We start from the raw sequence: 24,887 nt of genomic DNA on the forward strand, positions 1-24,887 counted from the left end.
TCAATAACTCCCGAGGGCTGGCGAAGGGCGGGGGCCCGGTTGGCTAGGCGCAAAGCATACTCGTCGCCCGTGGCCTTTCATGCATGACGGATGGGACGGGCGATCAGACCGGATGTGACGGGTGAGGTTCCATCCATGAACGTTTGCCCGGGCAGAAAGTTACAGCGCGACCGGCGCCGATGCCCTACATTCAGGTTCGACCGCCGTTCTGACCCGTGGAGACCTTCAATGCCCCGTCTGTCGCTGTTGATGTCCGCCCTGCTGCTGGCCGCCCCCGGCCTGGCCGCCGCCGCCCCCGCCGAACGCCCGGAAGTGGCCGCCGCTGCGACCCGCCTCAAGGCCCAGGTGATCGACTGGCGCCGTGACTTCCACCAGCACCCGGAGCTGTCCAACCGCGAAGAACGCACCTCGGCCAAGGTGGCCGAGCGCCTGCGCGCGATGGGCCTGAAGCCGCAGACCGGCATCGCCCACCACGGCGTGGTGGCGATCATCAAGGGCGGCAAGCCCGGCCCGCGGATCGCCCTGCGCGCGGACATGGACGCACTGCCGGTGACCGAACAGACCGGCCTGCCGTTCGCCTCCAAGGCCACCAGCACCTACCGCGGCGAGACCGTCGGGGTGATGCACGCCTGCGGTCACGACGCCCACACCGCCACCCTGCTGGGCGTGGCCGATGCGCTGGTGAAGATGCGCGCGAACCTGCCCGGCGAAGTCATGCTGATCTTCCAGCCCGCCGAGGAAGGCGCGCCGCCGCCGGAAGAGGGCGGTGCGGCGCTGATGCTCAAGGAAGGCCTGTTCAAGGACTTCAAGCCCGAGGCCGTGTTCGGCCTGCATGTGTTCTCCAGCGTGCCGGCCGGCCAGATCGCGGTGCGTGGCGGCCCGCTGATGGCCGCATCGGATCGGTTCGGGATCAAGGTGATCGGCCGCCAGACCCATGGCTCGGCGCCGTGGAACGGGGTGGACCCGATCGTGGCCACCGCCGACCTGGTCGGCACCGCGCAGACCATTGTCAGCCGCCGCGCCAACCTCTCCAAGCAGCCGGCGGTGGTGACCTTCGGCGCGATCAAGGGCGGCATCCGTTACAACATCATTCCCGATGAAGTGGAGATGGTCGGCACCATCCGCACCTTCGACGAGGGCATGCGCCAGCAGATCTTCGCCGACCTGCGCAACGTGGCCGAGCACACCGCGGCCGCGCACGGGGCCAAGGCCGAAACCGAGATCTACGAGTCCGAGGGCAACCCGGCCACGGTCAACGATCCGGCGCTGACCGCGCGCATGCTGCCGAGCCTGCAGGCCGTGGTGGGCGAGGGCAATGTGTATGAGCCGCCGCTGCAGATGGGCGCCGAGGACTTCTCGCTGTACGCCCAGCAGGTACCGGGGATGTTCTTCTTCGTGGGCTCCACCAGCGAGGGGATCGATCCGGCCACGGCGCCGGCCAATCATTCGCCTAAGTTCCTGCTTGATGAGAAGGCGCTGGATGTGGGCCTGCGCGCGCTGCTGCAGGTGAGCTTGGATTACCTCAACGGGACGGCGGCTGCGGCGCCTGGCGCAGGCTGACGTCAAACGACGGCTGGTAGACGGTAGGTCCCGGCCGCTGGCCGGGGCCTTTCGTTTTCGCCGCCGGACGCCGCGCGCCTACCGGCGTAAAATGGCGGCATGAATACCCCCCAGGACTCCAGCCTCGGTCGCGAGGTTGCTTACCCGTCGCAGTACGATCCCGGCCTGCTCTTCCCCATCCCGCGCCGTGGCGCCCGCGAGGAGATCGGCCTGGACGAGGCGGCGCTGCCGTTCGTCGGCCATGACCGTTGGCAGGCCTATGAATTGAGCTGGCTGGACGGTCGCGGCAAACCGCGTGTGGCCGTGGCCACGGTCAGCGTGCCGTGCACCTCGCCGAACCTGATCGAATCCAAGTCGTTCAAGCTGTATCTCAACTCGCTCAACAGCACGGGTTTCGATGATGACGCGGCCGCGCGGCTGTGCATCACCCGCGATCTGTCGGCGTGTGCCGGGGCGGTGGTGACGGTGGTGCTCGGGGTGCCGCCGCTGGTGGAAGAGCCCGAGGGCGAGTCGCTGGACGAGCGCGAGGTGACCATTGAGCGCTACGGCCCGCCGGCCCCGGAGTTCCTGTTCGCCGATGCCGATGAGGTGGTCACTGAAACATTGAGTTCGGCCCTGCTCAAATCCAACTGCCCGGTCACCGGCCAGCCGGACTGGGCCAGTGTCAGCGTGCGCTACCGCGGCCCGAAGATCGACCGCGACGGACTGCTGAAATACCTGATCAGCTACCGCGAGCACGCCGAGTTCCACGAGCAGTGCGTGGAGCGGATCTTCAGCGAGATCACCCAGCGCTGCCAGCCGCAGTGGCTGGAAGTGGAAGCGCGCTACACCCGCCGCGGCGGGCTGGACATCAACCCGTGGCGTGCCAGCCCGGGCATCGCCGCCCCGGCGCGCACCGTCCGCGACCTGCGCCAGTAGGCGTTCCGCACGTCTTCACATCCACGCCATGCCCCATTAACAAGGGCTGTGACACCGTGCCTCCCATGTCGTCAATCAAGACGGGAGTGTATGGATGAGTACCGATAAGAAAGTCGACTTTTCCGGTGTCAGCGCCAGCGTTGATACCACTGCGCAGAAAGTCGATCAGGTCGATTTTTCGGGCGTGACCTCCTCGGTGGATACCACTGCGGAAAAGGTCGGGGGCACCTACACGGTGCAGAAGGGCGATTCGCTCTCCAAGATCGCCAAGCAGGAACTGGGTGATGCCAATGCGTGGAAGCGCATCTTCGAGGCCAACCGCGATGTACTGGACGACCCGGACAAGATCCAACCGGGCCAGACCCTGAAACTGCCGCCCAAAGCCTGATCCGCTGTACTGCCCATCATCTACAAGGGAGCAACCTCACATGAAGAAGTCGTCCATCAGTACTGCCGTTCTCGCCGCACTTCTGGCCACCGTGGCCCTCGCCGGCTGTAAGAAGAAAGAAGACACCGCTGACAACAACGCGCAGCCCGCCGCGATGACGCCGGCCGCCCCGGCCCCGATGACCGAAGCCGCGCCGCAGCCGATGACCGCTGCAGCAGGGGTGAACGTTTCGGCCGTTACCGTTGGCAAGACCGCCGCAGCCGACAAGACCGTCACCTCGGCCGCGCTGTTCGCGCCGAAGGACGACATCATCGTGTCGATCCGCACCGATGGCAGCGCCAACAACGCCAACGTGGCGGCCAAGCTGACCTTCCAGAATGGCCAGGTGGCTGGTGAGCAGAACCAGGTGGTCAATACCACCGGTGCCGAAACCACCAACATTTCCTTCAAGAATGCCAATGGCTGGCCGGCGGGCAAGTACCGCGCGGAAGTCATGGTAGATGGTAAGGCGGCCGGATCGCCGCAGGAGTTTGAGGTCAAGTAAGCCTAGACGCCGACTCTCTCCCGGCAACAGGCTCACGATGGACGCAGCCGCGAGGCTGCGTCTTTTTTGTGGGCGCGGCTGGTGCATGCAGATGTGATAAGAAGGTTCGACTTCTGACAAGGAAATCGGAGCGCCAAATGAAGGGGCAAGTAAGGTGGTGCGTATTAGCTTCTATGATGATGGGCTGGTCTGCTCATGCGCAGACGGTTACCTACATCCACACTGATGCTCTTGGCAACAAGGTTGCAACCAGTGATGAACAGGGGAATGTGACAGCACGGTTTATCTACGAGCCCTATGGCCAATCTGTCGGTCCACGAGTGCTCGATGCGCCGGGCTGCGCTGGGCACGTGCAAGACTCAAGCACAGGCCTCAGTTACATGCAGCAACGCTATTTCTCTCCAGAGTTGGGCATCTTTTTAAGCGTGGATCCCGTAAGTCCTCATGGGGAAAAGGCATCTCAATTCAACCGATATCGATATGCGAACAGCAATCCCTACTCGTTCACTGACCCAGATGGACGTGTCGCTGTAGTTACGCAGATGAAAGATGGATCTATAAAGATAGATTTGCACGCAAAGTTCACGGGAAACGCTGCAACACCGGAGCGGATTGCATCCTTCAAGGAACAGGTGGCAGGGATGTCAGGTACCTATAGCGTTGATGGTAAGGAAACCCGTGTGAATGTGAGTGTTTCAGATATAGATAAAAAGACACCGCGCCCTGCCCGTAATGAGATCAAGCTGGTTGAGGGCGAGACCTCCAATCCAACGGGAAGAAGCTTCGCTGAGCTAGGTGGGAAGCGAAGCGAGGCAAATGTCCTCGATAGATTTTTAAGTGGAGTTGTCCCTCATGAAGTAGGTCATCTGGGAGGTGTCGATGATCAGTACGATAAGCGAACAGGGCTCCCCGATCCGATGCGTGGGAATGGAATAATGAATAGAGTTCCGGGTGCCGTTGTATGAAAAGACTTTCCGGAGTTCTAGCTCTTGCTGCAGCGATTATTCCTTTTGCTGCTTCCGCCCAAGACGGGGGCGTATGGGCCTACAGTTGCGATCACTTCCTCTATGGCGCCTGCCTGCGTGTCCCCACCGGGATGTCGATCAGCTACGAATCACCTGCGGATTTCGGGATTCATGAAGTTCTGAAGGAGCAACGGAGGGTGCTGTTGGTCTATGAAGGCGACGCACCGCAACCGCCCAGTCCGGGATCCTCTATCGATCTGAAACTAACCCTTCCTGACTATCAGCTTTCAGGCTACAGAACAGCCGAGGGCGATTCGACCCGATACGACATCTTCGTCAAGCCTGGCCGATCGGGTGTCATGCCGCTGCATCTGATCGGCACGGCGACCGGCGCCTCACAGCGAAAGGATCTGGCAGCGGCAGTTGGCAGCTTCCGGGTATGTAGTTTCAAGCGCAACCACAGCAGCCAGACACTCACGTGTCCTCGCCAAAGCGTGTGGGGAAAGCCCCTCGCGGAATGGGTGGACGGTCTCCCGGAGGCCGCCGCAGTTTCCGAATGAGCGGTTCTGCATCCGGAAACTGCGGGGGCCTGGCGCCGATGCACCACAGCGTTCCAGTACGTTTGCGTATGGGGTGGCTTTGCTCCGGGGGGCTGAAAACGCGACAATGCAGGGGTTTCCCGCCGTGCGCGCCGTTGGTTGGCGCGGTCCCCGGGGAAAGTGCGGGCCAGGCTGTGCGAGGCCCTGCACGCGACACGGTTGCACGCGGCCCGGCATTGCCGTCGGCCATCATTCACGAGATCTGCAAGAGAGCCCTGATCCCCCATGTCGAACACGCCCAAGATTCTCTACACGCTCACCGATGAAGCCCCGTTCCTGGCCACGCAGTCGCTGCTGCCGATCGTCGAGGCCTACACCGCCACCGCCGGCATTGCCGTGGAAACCCGCGATATTTCGCTGTCCAGCCGCATCCTGGCCCTGTTCCCGGATTACCTGAAAGACGACCAGAAAGAGGCCGATCACCTGGCCGAACTGGGCCAGCTGGCGACCACCCCGGACGCGAACATCATCAAGCTGCCCAACATCAGCGCCTCGGTGCCGCAGCTGAAGGCCGCGATCAAGGAACTGCAGGACCAGGGCTTCGCACTGCCGAACTATCCGGACGTGCCGACCGACGACGTTTCGCGCGACATCAAGGCGCGCTACGACAAGGTCAAGGGCAGCGCGGTGAACCCGGTGCTGCGCGAAGGCAACTCGGACCGCCGCGCGCCGCTGTCGGTCAAGAACTACGCCCGCAAGCACCCGCATCGCATGGGCAAGTGGTCCAAGGACTGCAAGTCGCATGTCGCGCACATGGATGGCGGTGACTTCTACGGCAGCGAGAAGTCGGCCACGCTGGCCACTGCCGGCAGCCTGAAGATCGAACTGTTCAAAGCCGACGGCAGCAGCGTCGTGCTCAAGGAAAAGACTGCGGTCAAGGCCGGTGAGATCGTCGACGCCGCGGTGATGAGCCGCAATGCGCTGGCCTCGTTCGTGCAGGCGCAGATCGCCGATGCCAAGGCTAAGGGCGTGCTGTTCTCGCTGCACCTCAAGGCCACCATGATGAAGGTCTCCGACCCGATCATGTTCGGCGTGGTCGTCGAAGAGTTCTACAAGGACGTGCTGGCCAAGCATGCCGAGGTGCTCAAGCAAGCTGGTTTCGATCCGAACAACGGCATCGGTGATCTGTTCGCGCGCCTGCCGCAGCTGCCCGAAGCGACCCAGGAAGCGATCAAGGCCGACCTGGCCGCCGAGTACGGCAAGCGCCCGGGCCTGGCCATGGTCAATTCGGACAAGGGCATCACCAACCTGCACGTGCCGAGCGACGTGATCGTCGATGCCTCGATGCCGGCGATGATCCGCGACTCCGGCGGCATGTGGAATGCTGATGGCAAGCTGCAGGACACCAAGGCCGTCATCCCCGACCGTTGCTATGCCGGTGTGTACCAGGCCGTGATCGACGACTGCCGCACCCACGGTGCGTTCGACCCGGCCACCATGGGCTCGGTGCCGAACGTCGGCCTGATGGCACAGAAGGCCGAGGAATACGGCTCGCACGACAAGACCTTCCAGATCCCGGCCGACGGCACCGTGCGCGTCTCCGATGAGGCGGGCGCCGTGGTGTTCGAGCACACCGTGCAGACCGGTGACATCTGGCGCATGTGCCAGACCAAGGACGCCCCGATCCAGGATTGGGTGAAGCTGGCCGTGAACCGCGCTCGCCTGAGCGGCACCCCGGCGGTGTTCTGGCTGGATGCCGCCCGCGCGCACGATGCGCAGGTGATCGCCAAGGTCGAGACCTACCTGAAGGACCACGACACCACCGGCCTGGATATCCGCATCCTGGCCCCGGTGGAAGCGACCGCCTTCTCGCTGGACCGCATCCGCAAGGGCGAGGACACCATCTCGGTGACCGGCAATGTCCTGCGCGACTACCTGACCGATCTGTTCCCGATCATGGAGCTGGGCACCAGCGCCAAGATGCTGTCGATCGTGCCGCTGATGGCCGGTGGCGGCCTGTTCGAGACCGGTGCCGGTGGTTCGGCGCCCAAGCACGTGCAGCAGTTCGTGGAAGAGGATTACCTGCGCTGGGATTCGCTGGGTGAGTTCCTTGCGCTGGCGGCCTCGCTGGAGCACCTGGGCAACCGCTACGACAACGCCGGTGCCACCGTGCTGGCCAAGACCCTGGACCAGGCCAACGGCCAGTTCCTGGACAACGACAAGTCGCCGTCACGCAAGCTCGGTGGCATCGACAACCGCGGCAGCCACTTCTACATCGCGCTGTACTGGGCCCAGGCCCTGGCCGCGCAGGATGACGATGCCGCGCTGAAGGCCCGCTTTGCTCCACTGGCCAAGGCCCTGGCCGAGAACGAGCAGACCATCGTTAGCGAGCTGGCGGCGGTGCAGGGCAAGCCGGTCGACATCGGCGGCTACTACCGTCCGGACGTGGCCAAGGCCAGCGCCGCGATGCGTCCGAGCACCACCTTCAACAGCGCGCTGTCTGCGCTGTAACGAAGCGGTCCCGCGGCTGCGGTGAACGATGAAGAACCCGCGCTTCGGCGCGGGTTTTTTTGTGGGCGCCCGCTGGGCAAGCGCCCAGTCGCTGCCGTATGGTGGCAGCAGGTCCTGTGGAAGTGGATGCATGCACGGTCGCTGTTCCTGCCAGAACGTTCCATGCCCCATCGGTGGCACCGCATGACTGCGTCAGCGGAGGCGCTTGCGCGGTTGATCCGCGATGGGTTCGAGGATTACCACGCGCGCTTCGCGGCGATCTCGCGGCGTGCGCGGCAGCGCTTCGAACGGCGCGACTGGGCCGGTGCACGGCAGGACGCCGTGGAGCGCATCGGGCTGTACGACCGGTGTATCGCCGAGACCGTGGATGAATTGCGCCGTGCAGTCGGTGAGCGCATCGGCGAGCGCGCGCTGTGGCTGCAGGTGCGCACGGCCTATGCGGCGTTGCTGGCGGGGCTGATCGACGCCGAGCTGTACAAGACGTTCTACAACACGCTGGCGCGCCGGCTGTTCGCCACCCGCGGTGTGGACGGGGCGATCGAGTTCATGGCGATGGACGTGGAGCCCTCCGATGCCATTACCCATCCGGTCGCGCGGCACAGCTACACCTTGTCGCCCACGCGCCCGGCCGATGCCTTCATGCGCGTACTGGGAGACTATCGCTTCGATGTGCCGTACGCGCACCAGCTGCGCTGCGCCGCTGCGATCGCGGTGCGCCTGCAGGACGATCTGGCGCACTGGGGCGACTACCCGGTGCGCAGCATTGAACTGCTCGACACCGTGTTCTATCGCGAGCGTCGCGCCTATTTGGTGGGGCGCGTATTCGGTGAGCATCGCTTCTCGCCCTGCGTGATCGCGCTGGTGCATGACGAGCGCGGCCTGCGCGTGGATGCGGTGTTGACCCGGCGCCGTGATGTCGCGCATCTGTTCGGCGTCTCGCGCAGCTATTTCCAAGCTGATCTGGCCACGGTGGGCGATGCGGTGGTGTTCCTGCGCAGCCTGCTGCCGGGCAAGCCGGTCGATGAGATCTACACCGTGCTCGGGCGTGCCAAGCAGGGCAAGACCGAACGCTATCGCACGTTCTTCCGTCACTTCCACGAACAGCCAAGTGAGCAGCTGGTGCATGCCGACGGCACGCCCGGCATGGTCATGGCGGTGTTCACCCTGCCCAGCTATCCGCTGGTGTTCAAGCTGATCCGGGACCGCTTCGCCTGGCCGAAAACCATGACCCGGCACCAGGTCGAAGAGAAGTACGCCCTGGTGTTCAACCTGGATCGCGTCGGCCGGCTGCTCGATGCGCAGCCCTATCGGCACCTGCGTTTCCCGCGGGCGCGCTTCTCCTCGGCGCTGCGTGAGGAGCTGCTGACCCAGTGCGCCAGCAGTGTGCGCGAGGACGGCGACGAACTGGTGATCGCGCTGTGCTACGTGCAGCGGCGGTTCCGTCCGCTCAACCTGTACCTGCGTGAGCAGACCGCCGAGGCACGCCGCGTCGCCGCGCTCGACTATGCGCAGGCGATCACCGACATGGCGCGCAACAATATCTTTCCCGGGGACATGCTGCCGAAGAACTTCGGCGTGTCGCGGCATGGACGTGCGGTCTTCTACGACTACGACGAGCTGTGTCTGGTCACCGAGTGCAACTTCCGTGCGTGGCCGGCGCCGCGCAATGAGGAGGAAGCGCTGGCTGACGAGCCGTGGTTCCAGATCGGGCCACGGGATGTGTTCCCGGAACGGTTCTGGATGTTCATGGGCCTGCCGGCACTCGAGCTGGCCGCGGTGCGCGAGCATTTCGCGCCTCTTTTCGATCCAGTGTGGTGGCAGCGGCTGCAGGTCGGCTTCGCCGCGGGTGAGTATCCGGATACGCCTCCCTATTCAGCCAGTAACAGACTTGCCTGATAGGCCTCGGCCGGAACCTGGGCTAGGCTTGGATGCATTCACAAGGAGAAGGTGGAAATGCGTTCATTCCGAGGAATTGCGTTGATGCTTGTACTGGGGGGCATGGGGGCGTCGACGATGTTCGATGTGGCCGCGCAGACGAAGCGCGAGGTCCGCGAGCAGGCTGAAGCGAGCATGGTGCTGACCGGTGAGATCGATATCGGTACCGAAGGCCAGGTCGAGGCGTTCCGCCTGGACAAGCGCGCGCAGGTCGACGAGACCATCGTCACGTTCGTCGAAAGTGCCGTGAAGACGTGGCGGTTCGCCCCGGTGCGAGTGAATGGCCAGGCCGTCAAGGCACGTACGCCGGCCACCATCCGCCTGGGTGCGAAGAACAACCCCGATGGCACCGGCCTGATCACGCTGCTGGCAGCGAACTTCGAGACGTACGACGAAACCTCGACCGACAACGTCACCAAGGTGAAGATGTCGCCGCCGGTGTATCCCGAGGATGTCTTCAATGCGCGCGGGCGTGGCGATGTCCTGCTGCTGATACAGGTCGGGCGCGACGGGAAGGTGCTGGATGTGGCCACCGAGCAGGTCAATCTTCGTGTGATCGCCAACGAGGCGAACATGCGGAAAATGCGCGACAAGCTGGCCCGCGTGTCGATGGGCGCCGCACGTAAGTGGACCTTCAAGGCGCCCTCTACCGGAGATCAGAAGGACGAGGCGAGCTGGACCATCCGGGTGCCGGTGCGATTCTCGTTCAGCGATGAGGTGGAGCGATACGGCCGCTGGGACGCCTACATTCCCGGCCCGCACCAGCAGGCCCCGTGGCGCAGCGACAAGGCACTGAGCGCTGATGCCAATGCCGACCTGCTGCCTGCCGGCGGCGTGTTCATGGCGGACGCCGCCAGCACGGGACCGAAACTGCTGACCCCGCTTGGCGGGTGATCATTCTGGCTGTGGTGCATCATCCGAGCCCCTCAATGAGCATGAGGGTGCGGGTAAGTCTCCAAACCAACCTGCAGAGTTTGCTAGGCTGACAGACCATCAGGACAGGGAGTCGAATTGATGAAAGTGGCATGGCAGTGGGTACTGGCGCTTGGCGTGGCAACAGTTGCCGTAGGCCTGGCAGCACAGGACGTTCATGCGGCACCGAGCATGCGCGCGCTCCAGAGCCAGGTGGAGTCGAGCATGCGGATCAAGGGCAGCCTTGATATCGGTGCGGACGGCCGCGTGGCTGCGGTGCGCCTGGATCGGGAAAGCGCGATTCCGGCAGGCGTCGTCACCTTTGTGAAAGATGCAGTCGCTCGATGGGAGTTCGAACCCACCGTACGCGATGGCCAGTCCGTCGCCATCACCACGCCGATGACGCTGCGCCTGATCGGCAAGACGCTCGACGATGGCGGTTCGCGTGTGGAGATCCGCCACGCCAGCTTTGTCGAGTACGACAAGAACGATCCGACCATCGTGGCCCGTGAACGGGGATCGGTTCCGACCTTCCCTGCGCGCCGGGTGGGCCGCGAAGCCGCTGCGGATGTGTTCCTACTGATCCAGGTTGGCCGCGACGGCAAGGTCCGCAACGTGCTGGCAGAGCAGGTCAATCTGCGCGTGCTGGTATCGCCGCGCGAGATCGCATCAGCCCGGGCAGCGTTCGCCGACAGTGCCACGCAGGCCGTGCGCGACTGGCACTTCCGGGTGCCCACGCAGGGCCCACGGGCCGCTCGCGACACGTGGGTGGTGCGTTTCCCGGTGCGCTTCGCACCGCCAGCCGATCGCAATGCGCCACGGTGGGAGCCGTATCTGCCGGGCCCTCGGAACACCGCACCCTGGCTGGCGCCCGAGCCGCAGTTGGTCGCGCCGGATGCCCTCGATGATGGCGTCTACCTTGCGGGTGAAGAGACCGGTCCGCAGTTGAAGACTACGCTGGGTCAGGGCTGACGAAAAAGAAGAGGGCGTCTCTGGTGAGGTTGCCAACCATGTGTCGACCAAATAAGGCGCGTGTTCATTGCGCACTATTCTGTCGACAGCGATGACGATGGATCGCATGAGGAGAAACACCACGATGGATATCATCAAGACAATTGCGGCGGCATTGCTGCTGGCGGCAGCCCCTACTCATGCCGCCAAGCTATCGGCCGATGTGTCGGTGGAAATGGGGATGCGCGTGGAGGGCGCGCTGGCCATTGGAAGCGACGGGCGTATCACTGCGCTGGAGATCGACAAGCAGGACGCGCTTCCCGATGCCGTAGCCGCGCTGGTGCGCAACACGGTGCAGCAGTGGCAGTTCGAGCCAAGTGTGCGTGACGGCGTGCCGGTGCCGATGGACACGCGCATGACCGTGCGCGTGGTGGCGCGGCCGGGGGCGAACGAGACGTTCAACGTGCGGCTGGTCAGCGCGCACTTCGAGCCCGCCAAGAGTGATGCCGAACGTGCAGCAGACATCCGGGGGCGGATGTTGCCGCCACGGTATCCGGCCGAGGTATTCCGCAATGGCGGGCAGGGCACGGTGTATCTGGCGCTGAAGGTCGACGGAGAGGGCCGGGTGATCGACCGGATCGCCGAGCAGGTCAACCTGCGCAGCGCTGGCACGCCGCGACAGATGGACGCGTTCCGCAGTGGCCTGGCCAAGGCGTCGCTGGAGGCCGCACGCAAGTGGCGCTTCCCGCAGAGCGCCGGCGATACCGCCCTCGGTCAGCCTTACCGCACGCTGCGTGTGCCGGTGACCTTCGCCATCAACCAGACGCCTGCCGATGATCTGGGGCACTGGCGCGCTTACATCCCCGGCCCGCGCAGCCGCATCCCGTGGGTGACCGGCGCCGACAGCGCCGGGTTCTCGCCGGATCTGCTGACCGATGGTACGGCGACCCTGGCCGACGATCCCAACGCACCGCGCCTGCTCACGCCGCTCAGCGGCTGAACGCGCCGCCGGACATCGCGGGCGTGCTGCGCCCGCGATGCGCTGCTTACCCGATGCCGGTACTGTCGGGTTGCGGGTATACCACCGTGCGGTTGCGGCCCTGTTCCTTGGCCATGTACAGCGCCTTGTCGGCCAGGCGCAGGGCCTGCTGCGGGTCGTTGTGGTAGGTGGGGTAGTGCGCCACGCCCAGCGAAACAGTGACGGCGCCGACCTGCTCGAACACTTCGGCGGCCACCTGCAGGCGAAGGCGCTCGGCCACCCGGGCGGCGGCAGCGGCATCGCTGCCCGGCAGCAGGATCAGGAATTCCTCGCCACCGTTGCGGCACAGCAGATCGGTGTCGCGCGAACCGTCGCGCATCAACTGTGCGATGCGCAGGATCACCGCATCGCCGATCGCGTGGCCGAAGCGGTCGTTGATGGCCTTGAAGCGGTCGATATCCAGCGCGATGATCCCGAACGGCTGGCCACGGGCCTGCCAGTCTTCCAGCCCCTGCTGGAGGCCGCGTCGGTTCTGCAGGCCGGTGAGCGGGTCGGTCATGCTGGCGCGGTTGAGCTTGCCGATGCGGTCCTGCAGGAGGTTGAAGCTGTAGAGCAGGGCGGTCTTGAGCTGGGCGACTTCGTAATACCACGCACGGATGCCGGTGACGTGGCGGATCGCGATGCCGGTGTCGCGGTTCTGCACGTTGCGGGCAAGCTGCCACAGCGGCAGTGAGATGCGCCGCGCGCACCACCAGGTGATCAGCAGTGACAGGATGCCCAGCGGAATCGCGTTCCAGATCACAGACGACATCAGTTTGGACAGCGACGCCAGTGTGGCCGCGGTGGGGCGCTGGGCCACCACGCCCCAGCCCACGCTCGGCACCGGCGCATAACCGGCCAGCATGCGCACGCCGTGGCTGTTGAGCACCTGCTGCGCGCCGGAATGTCCTTGGGTGACCGCTTGCACGGCCGGGTTCTCCAGCGCGAACTGGCCGATCCGGTCCTGTTCAATGTGATACAGGATGCGGCCATGGCGATCGACCACGTACAGGTACGAGCCGTCGCGGTAGTAATGCTTGCCCAGCAGCGATTGCAGGATGCTGCGCTGGCGCAGGTAGATGGTGCCGCTGATGTAGCCTTGATACTCGCCCTGCGCGGTGAAGATCGGGTGCGAGATCGCGACCAGCAGCCGGCCCGTCGCCGACTCGTAGGGATCACTGATGAACGGCACGCGGCGTGCCAGTGCATCGCGATTGCCCACGCTCTTGAGCAGCACGCCCTGCAGCGCCAGGCTCTGCGGCGAGGTGGCCAGCACGGTGCCGCCGGCATCGACGATCAGCACCGAATTGAAGCTGTTGGTCTGCAGCTGCAGGCGTGCGGCTTCGGCTTCCAGATCCGCCCGGTCATGCCGGCGCTGGCCCAGTACGGTCGCGCTGTAGGCGATCTGCTGCTGGGCCGAGAGCACGAAGTTCTGGGTCGATTCGGCCAGCTTGCTGGCGTACACACGGTTGGCTTCCAGCGTGTTGCCGATCAACTGTTCGCGCTGCACGCGGTAGCTGGCATGCAGGGTATTGGCCAGCGCGATGAGGGCACTGAGCAGGGCCAGGGCAAGGATCAGCGTGCCGAGGTTGAGGCGGGCGGACAACGGGCGCATGGGATCACGGGCAGGAAGGGTGCCGCGCCAGCCGGGATGCGGTTGGAACGGCATCAGCGAAGGGGTACAAAAAGGCCCCGCAGTGCGGGGCCTCGTTGTGTTTCGATGCAGTGCGGATCAGCGCTTCATCGAACCGAAGAACTCGTCGTTGGACTTGGTGTTCTTCATCTTGTCGAGCAGGAATTCCATCGCAGCCATTTCATCCATCGGATGCAGCAGCTTGCGCAGGATCCAGATCTTCTGCAGCAGTTCCGGTTCGATCAGCAGATCTTCGCGGCGGGTACCCGAGCGGTTGATGTCGATCGCCGGGAACACGCGCTTTTCAGAGATGCGACGGCTCAGGTGCACTTCGCTGTTGCCGGTGCCCTTGAACTCTTCGTAGATCACTTCGTCCATCTTGCTGCCGGTATCGACCAGCGCGGTAGCGATGATGGTCAGGCTGCCGCCTTCCTCCACGTTACGCGCAGCGCCGAAGAAGCGCTTCGGGCGGTGCAGGGCGTTGGCGTCCACACCACCGGTCAGCACCTTGCCCGAGCTCGGCACGACGTTGTTGTACGCACGTGCCAGGCGGGTGATCGAGTCGAGCAGGATCACCACGTCCTTCTTGTGCTCGACCAGGCGCTTGGCACGCTCGATCACCATTTCGGCGACCTGCACGTGACGGGCGGCCGGCTCGTCGAAGGTGGAGCTGATGACTTCGCCGCGCACAGTGCGCTGCATTTCCGTCACTTCTTCCGGGCGCTCATCGATCAGCAGCACGATCAGGTGCACGTCCGGATGATTGGTGGTGATCGCCGTGGCCACCTGCTGCATCATCATCGTCTTACCGGCCTTGGGCTGGGAGACGATCAGCGAACGCTGACCCTTGCCCTGCGGTGCCATCAGATCGAGGATGCGGCCGGTGATGTCTTCGGACGAGCCGTTGCCACGTTCCAGGGTGAAGCGCTTGCGCGGGAACAGCGGGGTCAGGTTCTCGAACAGCACCTTGTTCTTGGACGCTTCCAGCGGCTCACCGTTGATGGTGTCCACGATCGACAGCGCGAAGTAGCGCTCGCCGTCCTTCGGGAAGCGGATGCGGCCGGACAGATGATCGCCGGTACGCAGGTTGAAGCGGCGGATCTGGCTGGGCGAAATGTAGGTATCGTCCGGGCCGGCCAGGTAGCTGGCTTCGGCCGCGCGCAGGAAGCCGAAGCCGTCCGGCAGGATTTCCAGCACGCCATCGGCAGCAACGCCGTCGCCATGACGGGTCAGCACCTTGAGCAGGGCGAAGATCACGTCCTGCTTGCGGGCACGGGCCACGCCTTCGGAGATCTGCAGCTGCTCGGCGATTTCCAGCAGCTTCTGTGCCGGCATGCGCTTGAGGTCACTCAGCGAATAGACCGGGAAGCCTTCGGGCACGTTGGCCTGCTGGCTGCGCACGAACGGCTGCTGTTCGCCGTTGTCCTGCGGCATGCCGTCGTCGTTGTAGCGATCGCCACCGCGGTTGCGGTCACGGCGATTGCGGAAACGGTCGCGGCGATTGCCTTGGCCTTGACCTTGGCCTTGGCCCTGGCCCTGGCCCTGGTTCTGACCTTGGCCCTGCTGGTACGGGTTCTGCCCGCCCTGCGGGTTCTGGTTGCGGCCGTTCTGGTTGCGCTGGCCACCGTCGCCGGTGTCCTGCTGACCACCGCCCTGCGAGGGCGATGCGTCGCCACCGGCAGAAGCTGCCGACGCCGATGCCTGCGGGGCTGCCGAAGGAGCGGCAGCCGGCGCCGGCGCGTCAGACGCGGCAGCCAGAGGCAGAGCGGGTTGTGAGGGGGGGGAACCGGCTTCGGCAGCGGTGTTGGCGGCGGCCTTGGCGACGCGCGGCTTGCGCACGCGCTTCTCGGCGGGCGCGTCGGCGCTCCCGGGTTCGGAAGTAGTGATATCGGACAAGTGCTGGATTCCTCGCTAGAAGGTGCGAGCGCCCGGCAGGGCGGCGAACGTTGGGAAAGGATCTGGAAGGAAACTGCGTCCAGAAGATGCGGCGCGCGAATGCGGCCGGATATGCCGACACTAACACCGGCTCGCGGCGGCGCGCAAGCCGGGTGGGGCAGGGTCATTCATGCGGGCGACGGGCCCGCGTGGCAGCCGGACGGTGCCGGCTGCCTGCTGCGATCAGGCCAGGGCCTTGTCGAGCATGCCGGCCAGCTGGGCCTTGCCGACGGCACCGATCTGCTGGGCCTGGACTTCGCCGTCCTTGAAGACCAGCAGCATCGGGATCGAGCGCACGTGGTACTTGGCGGCCAGGGCGCGGTTCTGGTCCACATTGACCTTGGCGATCTTGGCGCGGCCGTTGTAGGCATCGGCCAGTTCGTCCAGTGCCGGGGCGATCATCTTGCAGGGACCACACCATTCGGCCCAGAAATCGACCAGCACCGGTTCCTTGGAATTCAGCACTGCGCTATCAAAGTCGGCGTCGCCGACATGTACAACCTTGTCGCTCATCTTGGTTTCTCGTCTGGTAATGCACCCGGCAGGGCCGGAGGAAGTTGAACCTGGGCAACGCCAAGCGGGCGTGACCCTCGTCTGGTGCCTCGTGGCCGCGGGCGGCCAGCGGTGCGTACGGCGGATGCCTGGACGCTCACGGGGCGAAGTGTACCGCTATCGTCGTGACCGGACAGACGCTGGTTGGAAAGAAGCATCCCGTGATCGCCCCCTGTGCAGGGCAGGGCGGTCACGTCAGATATGCGGCAGGCGGGGGCCTGCTTCCAGCCCTCGGCGGTGGCCTGTTCAACCGGCGGCAGGGCCTGTGAACGCGGGGTCTACGGCGCTTCCCGGCCAATTGGCGTGCGGGCAGACGCCCTGAGGCCGGGCATTCTCAGAGGTCGGTGCGACCGTCCACCCCGGTTTGCCGCCGACATTGCGCTAAACTGGGGCATTGCGCGGCGCCCTGGACCCGAGTCCGGCCCCGCCAATCCCGGCGCAGGGGCCGTTTGCGACGGTGCCCCCCAAGATGATGCAAGCCACCCGCACCTCTGCCGGCTGGCCTTACCAAGACGGACTCATGAGCGACAAACCGCTGACCGATTTGACCTTCTCCTCCTTCGAGCTGCATCCGGCCCTGCAGGCCGGCCTTGAAGGAGCCGGATTCACCCGTTGCACGCCCATCCAGGCGCTGACCCTGCCGGTCGCGCTGCCCGGCGGCGACGTCGCCGGCCAGGCCCAGACCGGCACCGGCAAGACCCTGGCCTTCCTGGTCGCGGTGGTGAACCGCCTGCTGACCCGCCCGGCACTGGCTGATCGCAAGCCGGAAGACCCGCGCGCGCTGATCCTGGCCCCCACCCGCGAGCTGGCCATCCAGATCCACAAGGATGCTGTGAAGTTCGGCTCCGACCTCGGCCTGCGCTTCGCGCTGGTCTACGGTGGCGTGGACTACGACAAGCAGCGCGAGATCCTGCAGCAGGGTGTTGACGTGATCATCGCCACCCCGGGCCGCCTGATCGACTACGTCAAGCAGCACAAAGTGGTCTCGCTGCACGCCTGCGAAATCTGCGTGCTCGACGAAGCCGACCGCATGTTCGACCTGGGCTTCATCAAGGACATCCGCTTCCTGCTGCGCCGCATGCCCGAGCGCAGCACGCGCCAGACGCTGCTGTTCAGCGCCACGCTCAGCCATCGCGTGCTGGAGTTGGCCTATGAGCACATGAACGAGCCGCAGAAGCTGGTGGTGGAGAGCGAATCGATCACCGCCGCCCGCGTGCGCCAGCGCATCTACTTCCCGGCCGACGAAGAGAAGATCCCGCTGCTGCTGGGCCTGCTCTCGCGCAGCGAAGGTGCCCGCACCATGGTGTTCGTCAACACCAAGGTGTTCGTCGAGCGTGTGGCGCGTTCGCTGGAAAAGGCCGGCTACCGCGTCGGCGTGCTGTCCGGCGATGTGCCGCAGAAGAAGCGTGAGAGCCTGCTCAACCGCTTCCAGAAGGGCCAGCTGGAAATCCTGGTGGCCACCGATGTCGCCGCCCGCGGCCTGCACATCGACGGCATCAAGTACGTCTACAACTACGATCTGCCGTTCGATGCGGAAGACTACGTGCACCGCATCGGCCGCACCGCGCGTCTGGGCGAAGAAGGCGATGCGATCAGCTTTGCCTGCGAGCGCTACGCGATGGGCCTGCCGGACATCGAGGCCTACATCGAGCAGAAGATCCCGGTCGAGCCGGTCACCAGCGAAATCCTGACCCCGATCCCGCGCGCGCCGCGTGCACCGTCGCCGGAAGGCGAAGGTGATGCCGAGGGCGACGAGAACGAAAGCGTCGGCCAGATCTTCCGCGAAGCACGCGAAGCGCGTGCCGCCGAAGAGCAGCGTCGTGGCGGTGGCAGCAGCCGTGGCGGCAAGCCGGCCGGTGGTCGTGGCGAGCGCCGTGCACCGGGCGAGCGCAGTGCCGATGGCAAGCCGCGTCGCGAGCGCAAGCCGCACGTGGAAGGCGAGCAGCCGGTCGCCGCCGTCGAGGCCGAGGTCAAGCCGCAGCTGGCCCCGACCGCCGCGCCGTCTGCCGATGGCAGCCCGGCGGTGGAAGGTGAGCGCGCGCCGCGCAAGCGCCGTCGTCGTCGCCACGGCCGTCCGGTCGAAGGTGCCGAGGGCGCGGCAGCCACCGGCCCGGTGACCCCGGTGCAGGTGACCGCCAAGCCGATGCGCGGCACGCCCGCCGCCGATCCGGGCGCGTCGTTCCTGACCCGCCTGGGCCGCAAGATCCGCCGGATGCTGTCCGGTTCGTAAGACGGGACGCGTGACCCGCGATGCCTGGGGGGGTATAGCCCCCTTGGTAAGGGGGCGGTCGCGAAGCGGCGGGGGATGGGGTGCTGATGAGAGGGGCCCACGGTTTGCGCAGCGAACCGTGGGGCGACAGCGCGAATGCGATGGCGCTTCCCCCGACCAACCGTCGGCACCCACAGATACACCCCACCTCCACGCCGCCACCCTCGTCCTGCATAATCAGGGAATGAGCGTCCTGCGTTTTGACAATGTCAGCAAACAATATGCCGGCGGCCACCAGGCACTGGTGGACGTCAGCTTCGATGTCGCCCCCGGGGAGATGCTGTTCGTCACCGGCCATTCCGGTGCGGGCAAGAGCACCCTGCTCAAGTTGATCCATCTCGACGAGCGGCCCAGCCGCGGCGCGGTGATCTTCGATGAGCGCAACCTGCTCAAGGTGCGTGGCGGGAGTATCCCGCGGCATCGGCGTGAGGTCGGTGCGGTCTACCAGGACCACCGCCTGCTGATGGACCGCAGCATCGCCGAGAACGTCGCCCTGCCGCTGATCCTGCGCGGCACCCGCCGCAACGAGATCGGCAAGCGCGTGCGCTCGGTGCTCGAACGCATGGGCCTGGGCCACCGCGAAAAAGCCCTGCCTTCCCAGCTGTCGGCCGGTGAACAGCAGCGCGTCGGCATCGCCCGTGCGATTGTCGGCGAGCCCAAGCTGCTGGTCGCCGATGAGCCGACCGGCAATCTGGATCCCACGCTGGCGGCGGAAATCATGGCGCTGTTTGCCGAGCTGCCTGACCGCGGCACCAGCGTGCTGGTGGTCAGCCACGATCTCGCGCTGCTGCGGCGCATGCGCAAGCGCGTGCTGATCCTGGACCACGGCCGCCTGGTCGATGACATCTCGCCGCAGGACCTGGCCGAATGAACACCCCGGTGACCAAAGAAACCGCCGCGCCCTCGCGCTTCGGTGTGTGGCTGCACCACCACGGCCACAGCGTGGTCTTCAGCCTCGGCCGCGCGTGGCGCAAGCCGTGGGCGACCCTGCTCACGGTGATGGTGATGGCGCTCGCGCTGGCCCTGCCGCTGGGCCTGTCGATCGCGCTGGACAACCTCAAGCACTTCGCCGGCAGCGTGCAGCAGTCGCGCGACATCAACCTGTTCCTCAAGACCGATGCCGGTACCGATGCGGCCCGCCAGGTCGCCGAGACCCTGCGCGGCCGCGCCGATGTGGCCAACGTCACCGTGCAGACCCCGGAGCAGGGCCTGGCCGAGCTGCGCGAAAGCGCCGGGCTGGGTGAGGCGATCGATGCGCTGCATGACAATCCACTGCCGACCCTGCTGATCGTGACCCCGGGCGAGGGCGCCGATGACGCGCGCCTGGCGCAGTCGCTGGAAGGCCTGCCGCAGGCCGACCTGGTCCAGCACGATGCGCTGTGGCGCAAGCGCCTGGATGGCTGGCTGGGCTTTGGTACGCGCCTGGTGCAGGTGCTGTCGGTCCTGCTCGGCCTCGGCGCCGCACTGGTGGTCGGTAATACCGTGCGCCTGGACATCCAGGCCCGCCGCGATGAGATCGGTGTGCTGCAGCTGCTCGGGGCCAGCGATGGGTTCATCCGCCGCCCGTTCCTGTATCTGGGCGCGTGGTATGGCCTGGGGGCCGGTGCCGTCGCGCTGGCGCTGATCGGCGCGGCCGGGCTGGCGTTGCGCCCGCCGCTGGCGGCACTCTCGCAGAGTTACGGCAGCCCGTTCGTGCTGCATGGTCTGGATCTGCTGCATTCGTCGTTCGTGCTGCTCGGCACCGTCGTGCTGGGCTGGCTGGGCGCCTGGCTGGTGACAGGGCATTTCCTGCGCCAGACCCGTCCGACCGAAACCTGAGGCCCGCATGCGCCCGCAAGTCCTGAAGCACCTCGCCGACGATGCGCCGCGCGTGATGGTCGTCGATGGTTCCAAGCTGGTCCGCAAGTTGATTGCCGATGTGCTGCAACGCGAACTGCCGGCGGTGGAGGTGGTGGGCTGCGCGAGCATCGGCGAGGCGCGTGCGGCACTCGACGCCGGGCCGGTCAGTCTGGTCACCACCTCGCTCACTCTGAGCGACGGCGACGGGCTGGACCTGGCGCGCATCGTGCGCGACGCGGCGGGCCAGGCCTATGTGCCGGTCATCGTGGTGTCCGGCGACGCGCAGCAGCATCTGGAGCAGCGTCGCTTCACCGAGTACGTCACCGACTACTTCGACAAGGCGCTCGGCCACGAAGCGCTGGCCACCTTCATCCGCGGCTATGTCCAGCCGGAGACGATTCCGGGCGCGACGATCCTGTATGTCGAGGACAGCCGCGTGGTGGCCGAGGCGACCAAGCGCATGCTCGAACGGCAGGGCTTGAACGTGCTGCACGTGCTGACGGCCGAAGACGCCTTCGCGCTGCTCACCGCCGAGTCGCTCGGCCGCAGCAGTCACCGCATCGATCTGGTGCTTACCGATGTCACGCTCAAGGGCGAACTCAGTGGCCGCGATGTGGTGCAGCGCGTGCGCGTGGACTTCGGCTACGGCAAGCGCCGCCTGCCGGTGCTGGTGATGACCGGCGACGGTAACCCGCACAATCAATCCGGGCTGCTCCAGGCCGGTGCCAATGATCTGGTGCAGAAGCCGATCGAAGAGCGGCTGCTCATCACCAAGGTGCTGTTCCAGCTGCGTCTGTCCCGCCTCAACGACAAACCTGTATTGCGATGAATGACGATGTAGTACCCAGTATCCAGCTCGAACCGAGCTGGAAGACGCGTATCGGTGATTACCTGCTGCGCCCGGAGATGCGTGACCTCTCCGCGTTCCTGCGCCAGCGCAAGGCGGCCGGTGCGCAGGTGTTTCCGCCGGGCCCGCAGATCTTCGCCGCGTTCGATGCTACGCCCTTCGACCAGGTCAAGGTGGTCATCCTTGGCCAGGATCCCTACCACGGGTATGGCCAGGCCCATGGCCTGAGTTTCTCGGTGATGCCGGGCGTGCCGGTGCCGCCGTCGCTGCTGAACATCTACAAAGAGATCGAGGCCGATCTGGGCATTCCGCGCCCCGACCACGGGTGCCTGCTGCCGTGGGCGCATCGCGGCGTGCTGCTGCTCAACGCGGTGCTGACCGTGGAAGCGGGCAGCGCCGGTGCGCACCAGCGGCGCGGCTGGGAGGGCTTCACCGACCACGTGGTCGATACCCTCAACCGCGAGCGCGAGGGCCTGGTGTTCCTGCTGTGGGGCAGCTACGCCCAGCAGAAGGGCAAGGTCATCGATACCGGCCGGCACCGCGTGCTCAAGGCACCGCATCCGTCACCGTTGTCGGCGCATCGCGGCTTCCTGGGGTGCCGGCATTTCTCGATGACCAACGAGTACCTGCAGCGCCGCGGCCACGGCCGCATCGACTGGTCGCTGCCGCCGCGCGCTGCGCTGGATCTTCCGGCCTGACCCGCGACCGTGCTGGCCTACACGACCAGCATCTCGATGATGGATTGCGCGACCTGCCGCTTGCGCGGCGGCAGGCGCCGCAGCAGCGACAGCACGTTGCCCTCCAGATCATCACGCACGTAGTCCTGGGTGGGCGTGCTCACGGTGAGTTCTTCGCCGCTGGCCTTGCACACGCCGCGGCCCGTGGCCAACCACTCAAAACGAACGCGCGTGCTGACGGCGATATGTGCAAGGTGCGACACGCTCGGGTGCGTACCGCCGCGACGCTCCCATTGCGCGACCGCACTGCGTTTGACGCCGGTTTCCACGGCCAACTGTGTCTGTGACATCCCTGCACTGGTGCGTGCTGCGCGAATTCGATCCGACATCGCCAACATGGCCTTCCCCTTTCTCGTTCCTTGATCGGTGGATGGTTATCGATACTTGCCGGGCAGTGATTCTTTTCCTGCTCTGTACAGAATCACTTGCCGCCGCTGTCGCACTAAGCGCTCCACCGAGAAACCGCGAGCCGACAGTCAAACTTCCCCCTGCATTGGATGTGGCCGGTTTGACGGTTTCCATCCGTGCACGTAGTTAATCCCTCAAGCCGGCCATGACGCGCCGGGATATCCAAAACATCGGAAGCAGGCCGATGCCCTGTCGATCATGGTCGGTACCCACCGGCCGGTGACAGGCGGCTTCGGCCAGGACGCAGGGGATGGCCGATGGATAAAGTTTCTGGTGTGAAGCTCGCGTTAAGGCGATTCAGTTTGATGGCCAAAACCCTGCTATTTGTGACGCTGATCGCATTAAGTGCCGGTATTTCTTCAGCCAATGCCCAGTCGGCGTGCACTGCGGGCGCGTGCGTCAGCGCGGGCCCGCGGCTGGCCTCGATCGATTCCACCCAGAGCCCGGTGCTCAATCTGCTGTTCGGCGTCCTGCTGCCCGGTACCACCCTCAATCTGAGCGTGGCCGACTGGAACAACCTGGCCGGCGCCAACGTCAATCTCAATGCGTTGTTGACCCAACTCAACGGCGGCGTGGTGGTCAGTGATCCCAGCCAGGTGCTCAACACCAACATCACCTTGGGCCAACTCCGCGCGGCGATGGTGCAGGTGCTGCAGGCCGATGGGCAGACGGCAGCGGCCAACGTCCTCAACGCACTGCCGTTGGGCGTGGCCGGTGCCACGGGCAGCATCCGCCTGGCCGACATCCTGCAGATCGCACTGCCCACCGGTTCGCTGGCGACCGTGCGGCTCAATGTGCTCGATCTGCTCACCGGCGGTGTGCAGCTTTACAACTTCCGCAACGTGCTCACCACGCCCACACCGATCACCGTCAACACCGCTGCGCTCGGTCTCAATGGCGTGGCCAATGTGCGCTTGTGGGCGCAGGTGATCGAGCCGCCCGTCTACACCTGTGGCGCAGCCGGTGCGGCGTTCCACAGCGCTGCGATCCGGATCAAGCTCGATCTGGATCTCGTGCAGGGGTTGAACACCGGCACGCTGTCAGCGGCCCTGAGCGGTCTGAATCTACTCGGCGTCACTCTGTCCAACACCAGTGTCAGCGCCGACGTGCTGCACCTGCAGGTGTATGCCGACGTCGCCCGGGCCGAAGGCACGATCTCGGCGATCAACCTGGTCGGCAACGCGGTCACCCTGCAGGCGCGCCCGGGACTGGTGAACCTGTACGTCGGCCAGATCAGCGATGCCACGTTCTTCAATCGCAGCACCGTGCTGACTGATAGCGCGCTGAGTGCTGCCACGCTCACCTCGCTGAGCGTTCGCGTGCGGGTGTCGGCCAACATTCTCGGCCTGCAGACGCCGATTGCCGATATCACCGTTCCCCTGACGGTGAGCATCCGCAGTTTCGCCACGGCCACCCCCGGGCTGCAGAGCGCCAGCTTCACCGGCCCGTATCCACAGACCCGCACGCTGAGTGCCGGTACGGTCAGTGCGGCGACCATGGTGTCCACCCTGGTCAACTCGCTCAGCATCCAGGTCACCAGCGGCAATCCAACGGTGACGCTGCTGGGGGGGATCGCGCTGCCCTTGCCGGTGGCGGATCTGGTCAACGGCATCGTCAACACCCTGCTCACGCCGATCCGGACGCAGGTGAATGGGCTGGTCACGCCCGTACTGACGGCGCTGCTGGGTGGGCTGGTCGACAACGTGCTGGGCCTGCTCGGCATCCGCATCGGCCAAGCGGTCTTCACTGTGGAAGGCATCACCCAGGCCTGTGCGGCGACGCTGCAGTTGGTCAAGGATCTGCAGCCGACCAGCGATACCGGCCGTTTCAACCTGTCCATCACCTACAACGGCAGCACCGTCGGCTCGGCCAGCAACGTGGGCAACAACGGTGCCACCGCGGCGGTGATCACTGTCCCCGGTGGCAGCTACGCACTGGCCGAAGCGGCGGCGGCCGGCACCACGCTCACGCGCTATGCGAGCACGTGGCAGTGCACCGACCAGAACAACGCCGTGGTGTCCTCTGGCAGCGGCGGCAGTTTCACGCTGCAGGCGCCCGCGATGACCGCCACCGCGGTGACGCTGGTCTGCCGGATCACCAATCGAACGCGCCAGGCCGATCTGTCGATCACCAAGACCGACGGCAGCGGCAGCTACACGCCGGGCGGCACTGCGACTTACACGCTGCTGGTGCGCAATGACGGCCCGGACGCGGTGACCAATGCCGTGGTCACTGACAGCCTGCCCAGCGGCACCACGCTGCGTGGCGCCTGGACCTGCAGCGCCACCAGTGGCAGCGCCTGCGCGGCGGCCAGCGGTGGTGCCGTTGGCGGCACTGCAGTGAACGTCGGGGTGAATCTCATCAACGGGGGGCAGGCCACGATCAGTGTGCCGGTCAGCTTCAGCAGTAGTCCCGGCGCGTACTAG

Annotated in this window: 21 protein-coding genes; 17 read left to right on the forward strand and 4 right to left on the reverse strand. The window is 65.6% G+C overall.

Annotated elements, in window-relative coordinates; all coding sequences use genetic code 11:
* Window positions 1–228: 228 nt before the first annotated feature.
* The 11 genes from K4043_RS07100 to K4043_RS07150 all read left to right on the forward strand — a co-directional run bounded on the left by K4043_RS07100 (window position 229) and on the right by K4043_RS07150 (window position 12,223).
* Window positions 229–1,560, forward strand: a complete 1,332-nt coding sequence (locus tag K4043_RS07100; protein ID WP_265308729.1) for a M20 family metallopeptidase — start codon at window positions 229–231, stop codon at window positions 1,558–1,560.
* Between the two features lie 99 nt (window positions 1,561–1,659).
* Window positions 1,660–2,478: an NADPH-dependent 7-cyano-7-deazaguanine reductase QueF gene (gene queF / locus K4043_RS07105; RefSeq protein WP_265308730.1), complete on the forward strand. Its 819-nt coding sequence runs from the start codon at window positions 1,660–1,662 to the stop codon at window positions 2,476–2,478.
* 94 nt (window positions 2,479–2,572) lie between these two features.
* Complete coding sequence (locus tag K4043_RS07110) at window positions 2,573–2,866, forward strand: LysM peptidoglycan-binding domain-containing protein (RefSeq protein ID WP_121040566.1); 294 nt, start codon at window positions 2,573–2,575, stop codon at window positions 2,864–2,866.
* 40 nt (window positions 2,867–2,906) lie between these two features.
* Window positions 2,907–3,410, forward strand: a complete 504-nt coding sequence (locus K4043_RS07115) for a hypothetical protein (protein ID WP_265308731.1) — start codon at window positions 2,907–2,909, stop codon at window positions 3,408–3,410.
* A 137-nt stretch (window positions 3,411–3,547) separates the two neighbouring features.
* Entirely contained in the window at window positions 3,548–4,375 is an 828-nt protein-coding gene (locus K4043_RS07120) for an RHS repeat-associated core domain-containing protein (protein ID WP_265308732.1), read from the forward strand.
* Entirely contained in the window at window positions 4,372–4,935 is a 564-nt protein-coding gene (locus K4043_RS07125) for a hypothetical protein (RefSeq protein ID WP_265308733.1), read from the forward strand. Before K4043_RS07120 ends, K4043_RS07125 begins: the two co-directional genes overlap by 4 nt.
* Before the next feature lie 264 nt (window positions 4,936–5,199).
* A complete protein-coding gene (locus K4043_RS07130) occupies window positions 5,200–7,425 on the forward strand; it encodes an NADP-dependent isocitrate dehydrogenase (protein ID WP_265308734.1) in 2,226 nt (741 codons plus the stop codon).
* A gap of 183 nt (window positions 7,426–7,608) precedes the next feature.
* Entirely contained in the window at window positions 7,609–9,321 is a 1,713-nt protein-coding gene (gene aceK / locus K4043_RS07135) for a bifunctional isocitrate dehydrogenase kinase/phosphatase (RefSeq protein ID WP_265308735.1), read from the forward strand.
* Between the two features lie 84 nt (window positions 9,322–9,405).
* Window positions 9,406–10,254: an energy transducer TonB gene (locus K4043_RS07140; RefSeq protein ID WP_148045937.1), complete on the forward strand. Its 849-nt coding sequence runs from the start codon at window positions 9,406–9,408 to the stop codon at window positions 10,252–10,254.
* Between the two features lie 120 nt (window positions 10,255–10,374).
* Window positions 10,375–11,244, forward strand: a complete 870-nt coding sequence (locus tag K4043_RS07145; RefSeq protein ID WP_265308736.1) for an energy transducer TonB — start codon at window positions 10,375–10,377, stop codon at window positions 11,242–11,244.
* A gap of 124 nt (window positions 11,245–11,368) precedes the next feature.
* On the forward strand, window positions 11,369–12,223 hold the full coding sequence (locus K4043_RS07150; protein ID WP_123729986.1) for a protein tonB: 855 nt from the start codon (window positions 11,369–11,371) through the stop codon (window positions 12,221–12,223).
* A 46-nt stretch (window positions 12,224–12,269) separates the two neighbouring features.
* Here the strand turns inward: K4043_RS07150 and K4043_RS07155 are convergent, their stop codons facing one another.
* The 3 genes from K4043_RS07155 to trxA all read right to left on the reverse strand — a co-directional run bounded on the left by K4043_RS07155 (window position 12,270) and on the right by trxA (window position 16,322).
* On the reverse strand, window positions 12,270–13,856 hold the full coding sequence (locus K4043_RS07155) for a sensor domain-containing diguanylate cyclase (protein ID WP_265308738.1): 1,587 nt from the start codon (window positions 13,854–13,856) through the stop codon (window positions 12,270–12,272).
* 117 nt (window positions 13,857–13,973) lie between these two features.
* Window positions 13,974–15,770 carry a transcription termination factor Rho gene (rho, locus tag K4043_RS07160; protein ID WP_265308739.1) on the reverse strand — a complete coding sequence of 599 codons (1,797 nt, stop codon included), beginning with the start codon at window positions 15,768–15,770 and terminating at the stop codon, window positions 13,974–13,976.
* Between the two features lie 222 nt (window positions 15,771–15,992).
* On the reverse strand, window positions 15,993–16,322 hold the full coding sequence (gene trxA / locus K4043_RS07165; protein WP_019183509.1) for a thioredoxin TrxA: 330 nt from the start codon (window positions 16,320–16,322) through the stop codon (window positions 15,993–15,995).
* Window positions 16,323–16,881: 559 nt separating this feature from the next.
* On the opposite strand from trxA, the gene rhlB reads away from it, so the two are divergent.
* From rhlB to ung, 5 genes are all read left to right on the forward strand, one after another.
* Window positions 16,882–18,591, forward strand: coding sequence for an ATP-dependent RNA helicase RhlB (rhlB, locus tag K4043_RS07170; protein WP_265308741.1), 1,710 nt, complete (start codon window positions 16,882–16,884; stop codon window positions 18,589–18,591).
* Window positions 18,592–18,814: 223 nt separating this feature from the next.
* A complete protein-coding gene (ftsE, locus tag K4043_RS07175; RefSeq protein ID WP_019183511.1) occupies window positions 18,815–19,501 on the forward strand; it encodes a cell division ATP-binding protein FtsE in 687 nt (228 codons plus the stop codon).
* Window positions 19,498–20,448: a permease-like cell division protein FtsX gene (ftsX, locus tag K4043_RS07180; protein ID WP_123729989.1), complete on the forward strand. Its 951-nt coding sequence runs from the start codon at window positions 19,498–19,500 to the stop codon at window positions 20,446–20,448. The genes ftsE and ftsX overlap by 4 nt, the downstream gene beginning before the upstream one ends.
* Before the next feature lie 7 nt (window positions 20,449–20,455).
* Window positions 20,456–21,298, forward strand: coding sequence for a response regulator (locus tag K4043_RS07185; RefSeq protein ID WP_265308742.1), 843 nt, complete (start codon window positions 20,456–20,458; stop codon window positions 21,296–21,298).
* Window positions 21,295–22,014 carry a uracil-DNA glycosylase gene (gene ung / locus K4043_RS07190; protein WP_265308743.1) on the forward strand — a complete coding sequence of 240 codons (720 nt, stop codon included), beginning with the start codon at window positions 21,295–21,297 and terminating at the stop codon, window positions 22,012–22,014. Before K4043_RS07185 ends, ung begins: the two co-directional genes overlap by 4 nt.
* A 17-nt stretch (window positions 22,015–22,031) precedes the next feature.
* Here ung and K4043_RS07195 read toward each other — a convergent pair whose 3' ends face one another.
* On the reverse strand, window positions 22,032–22,391 hold the full coding sequence (locus K4043_RS07195) for a helix-turn-helix domain-containing protein (protein WP_123729992.1): 360 nt from the start codon (window positions 22,389–22,391) through the stop codon (window positions 22,032–22,034).
* A gap of 375 nt (window positions 22,392–22,766) precedes the next feature.
* Here K4043_RS07195 and K4043_RS07200 point away from each other — a divergent pair, with 375 nt between their 5' ends.
* A complete protein-coding gene (locus tag K4043_RS07200) occupies window positions 22,767–24,887 on the forward strand; it encodes a hypothetical protein (RefSeq protein WP_265308744.1) in 2,121 nt (706 codons plus the stop codon).

The sequence above is a fragment of the Stenotrophomonas sp. SRS1 genome, from assembly GCF_026130205.1.
In the GTDB taxonomy this organism is placed as follows: Bacteria; Pseudomonadota; Gammaproteobacteria; order Xanthomonadales; family Xanthomonadaceae; genus Stenotrophomonas; species Stenotrophomonas rhizophila_B.

Coding starts and splice junctions, on each gene's coding strand:
- K4043_RS07100 (WP_265308729.1), top strand. CDS start 229: ATGCCCCGTCTGTCGCTGTTGATGTCCGCCCTGCTGCTGGCCGCCCCC.
- queF (WP_265308730.1), top strand. CDS start 1,660: ATGAATACCCCCCAGGACTCCAGCCTCGGTCGCGAGGTTGCTTACCCG.
- K4043_RS07110 (WP_121040566.1), top strand. CDS start 2,573: ATGAGTACCGATAAGAAAGTCGACTTTTCCGGTGTCAGCGCCAGCGTT.
- K4043_RS07115 (WP_265308731.1), top strand. CDS start 2,907: ATGAAGAAGTCGTCCATCAGTACTGCCGTTCTCGCCGCACTTCTGGCC.
- K4043_RS07120 (WP_265308732.1), top strand. CDS start 3,548: ATGAAGGGGCAAGTAAGGTGGTGCGTATTAGCTTCTATGATGATGGGC.
- K4043_RS07125 (WP_265308733.1), top strand. CDS start 4,372: ATGAAAAGACTTTCCGGAGTTCTAGCTCTTGCTGCAGCGATTATTCCT.
- K4043_RS07130 (WP_265308734.1), top strand. CDS start 5,200: ATGTCGAACACGCCCAAGATTCTCTACACGCTCACCGATGAAGCCCCG.
- aceK (WP_265308735.1), top strand. CDS start 7,609: ATGACTGCGTCAGCGGAGGCGCTTGCGCGGTTGATCCGCGATGGGTTC.
- K4043_RS07140 (WP_148045937.1), top strand. CDS start 9,406: ATGCTTGTACTGGGGGGCATGGGGGCGTCGACGATGTTCGATGTGGCC.
- K4043_RS07145 (WP_265308736.1), top strand. CDS start 10,375: ATGAAAGTGGCATGGCAGTGGGTACTGGCGCTTGGCGTGGCAACAGTT.
- K4043_RS07150 (WP_123729986.1), top strand. CDS start 11,369: ATGGATATCATCAAGACAATTGCGGCGGCATTGCTGCTGGCGGCAGCC.
- K4043_RS07155 (WP_265308738.1), bottom strand. CDS start 13,856: ATGCGCCCGTTGTCCGCCCGCCTCAACCTCGGCACGCTGATCCTTGCC.
- trxA (WP_019183509.1), bottom strand. CDS start 16,322: ATGAGCGACAAGGTTGTACATGTCGGCGACGCCGACTTTGATAGCGCA.
- rhlB (WP_265308741.1), top strand. CDS start 16,882: ATGAGCGACAAACCGCTGACCGATTTGACCTTCTCCTCCTTCGAGCTG.
- ftsE (WP_019183511.1), top strand. CDS start 18,815: ATGAGCGTCCTGCGTTTTGACAATGTCAGCAAACAATATGCCGGCGGC.
- ftsX (WP_123729989.1), top strand. CDS start 19,498: ATGAACACCCCGGTGACCAAAGAAACCGCCGCGCCCTCGCGCTTCGGT.
- K4043_RS07185 (WP_265308742.1), top strand. CDS start 20,456: ATGCGCCCGCAAGTCCTGAAGCACCTCGCCGACGATGCGCCGCGCGTG.
- ung (WP_265308743.1), top strand. CDS start 21,295: ATGAATGACGATGTAGTACCCAGTATCCAGCTCGAACCGAGCTGGAAG.
- K4043_RS07195 (WP_123729992.1), bottom strand. CDS start 22,391: ATGTTGGCGATGTCGGATCGAATTCGCGCAGCACGCACCAGTGCAGGG.
- K4043_RS07200 (WP_265308744.1), top strand. CDS start 22,767: ATGGCCAAAACCCTGCTATTTGTGACGCTGATCGCATTAAGTGCCGGT.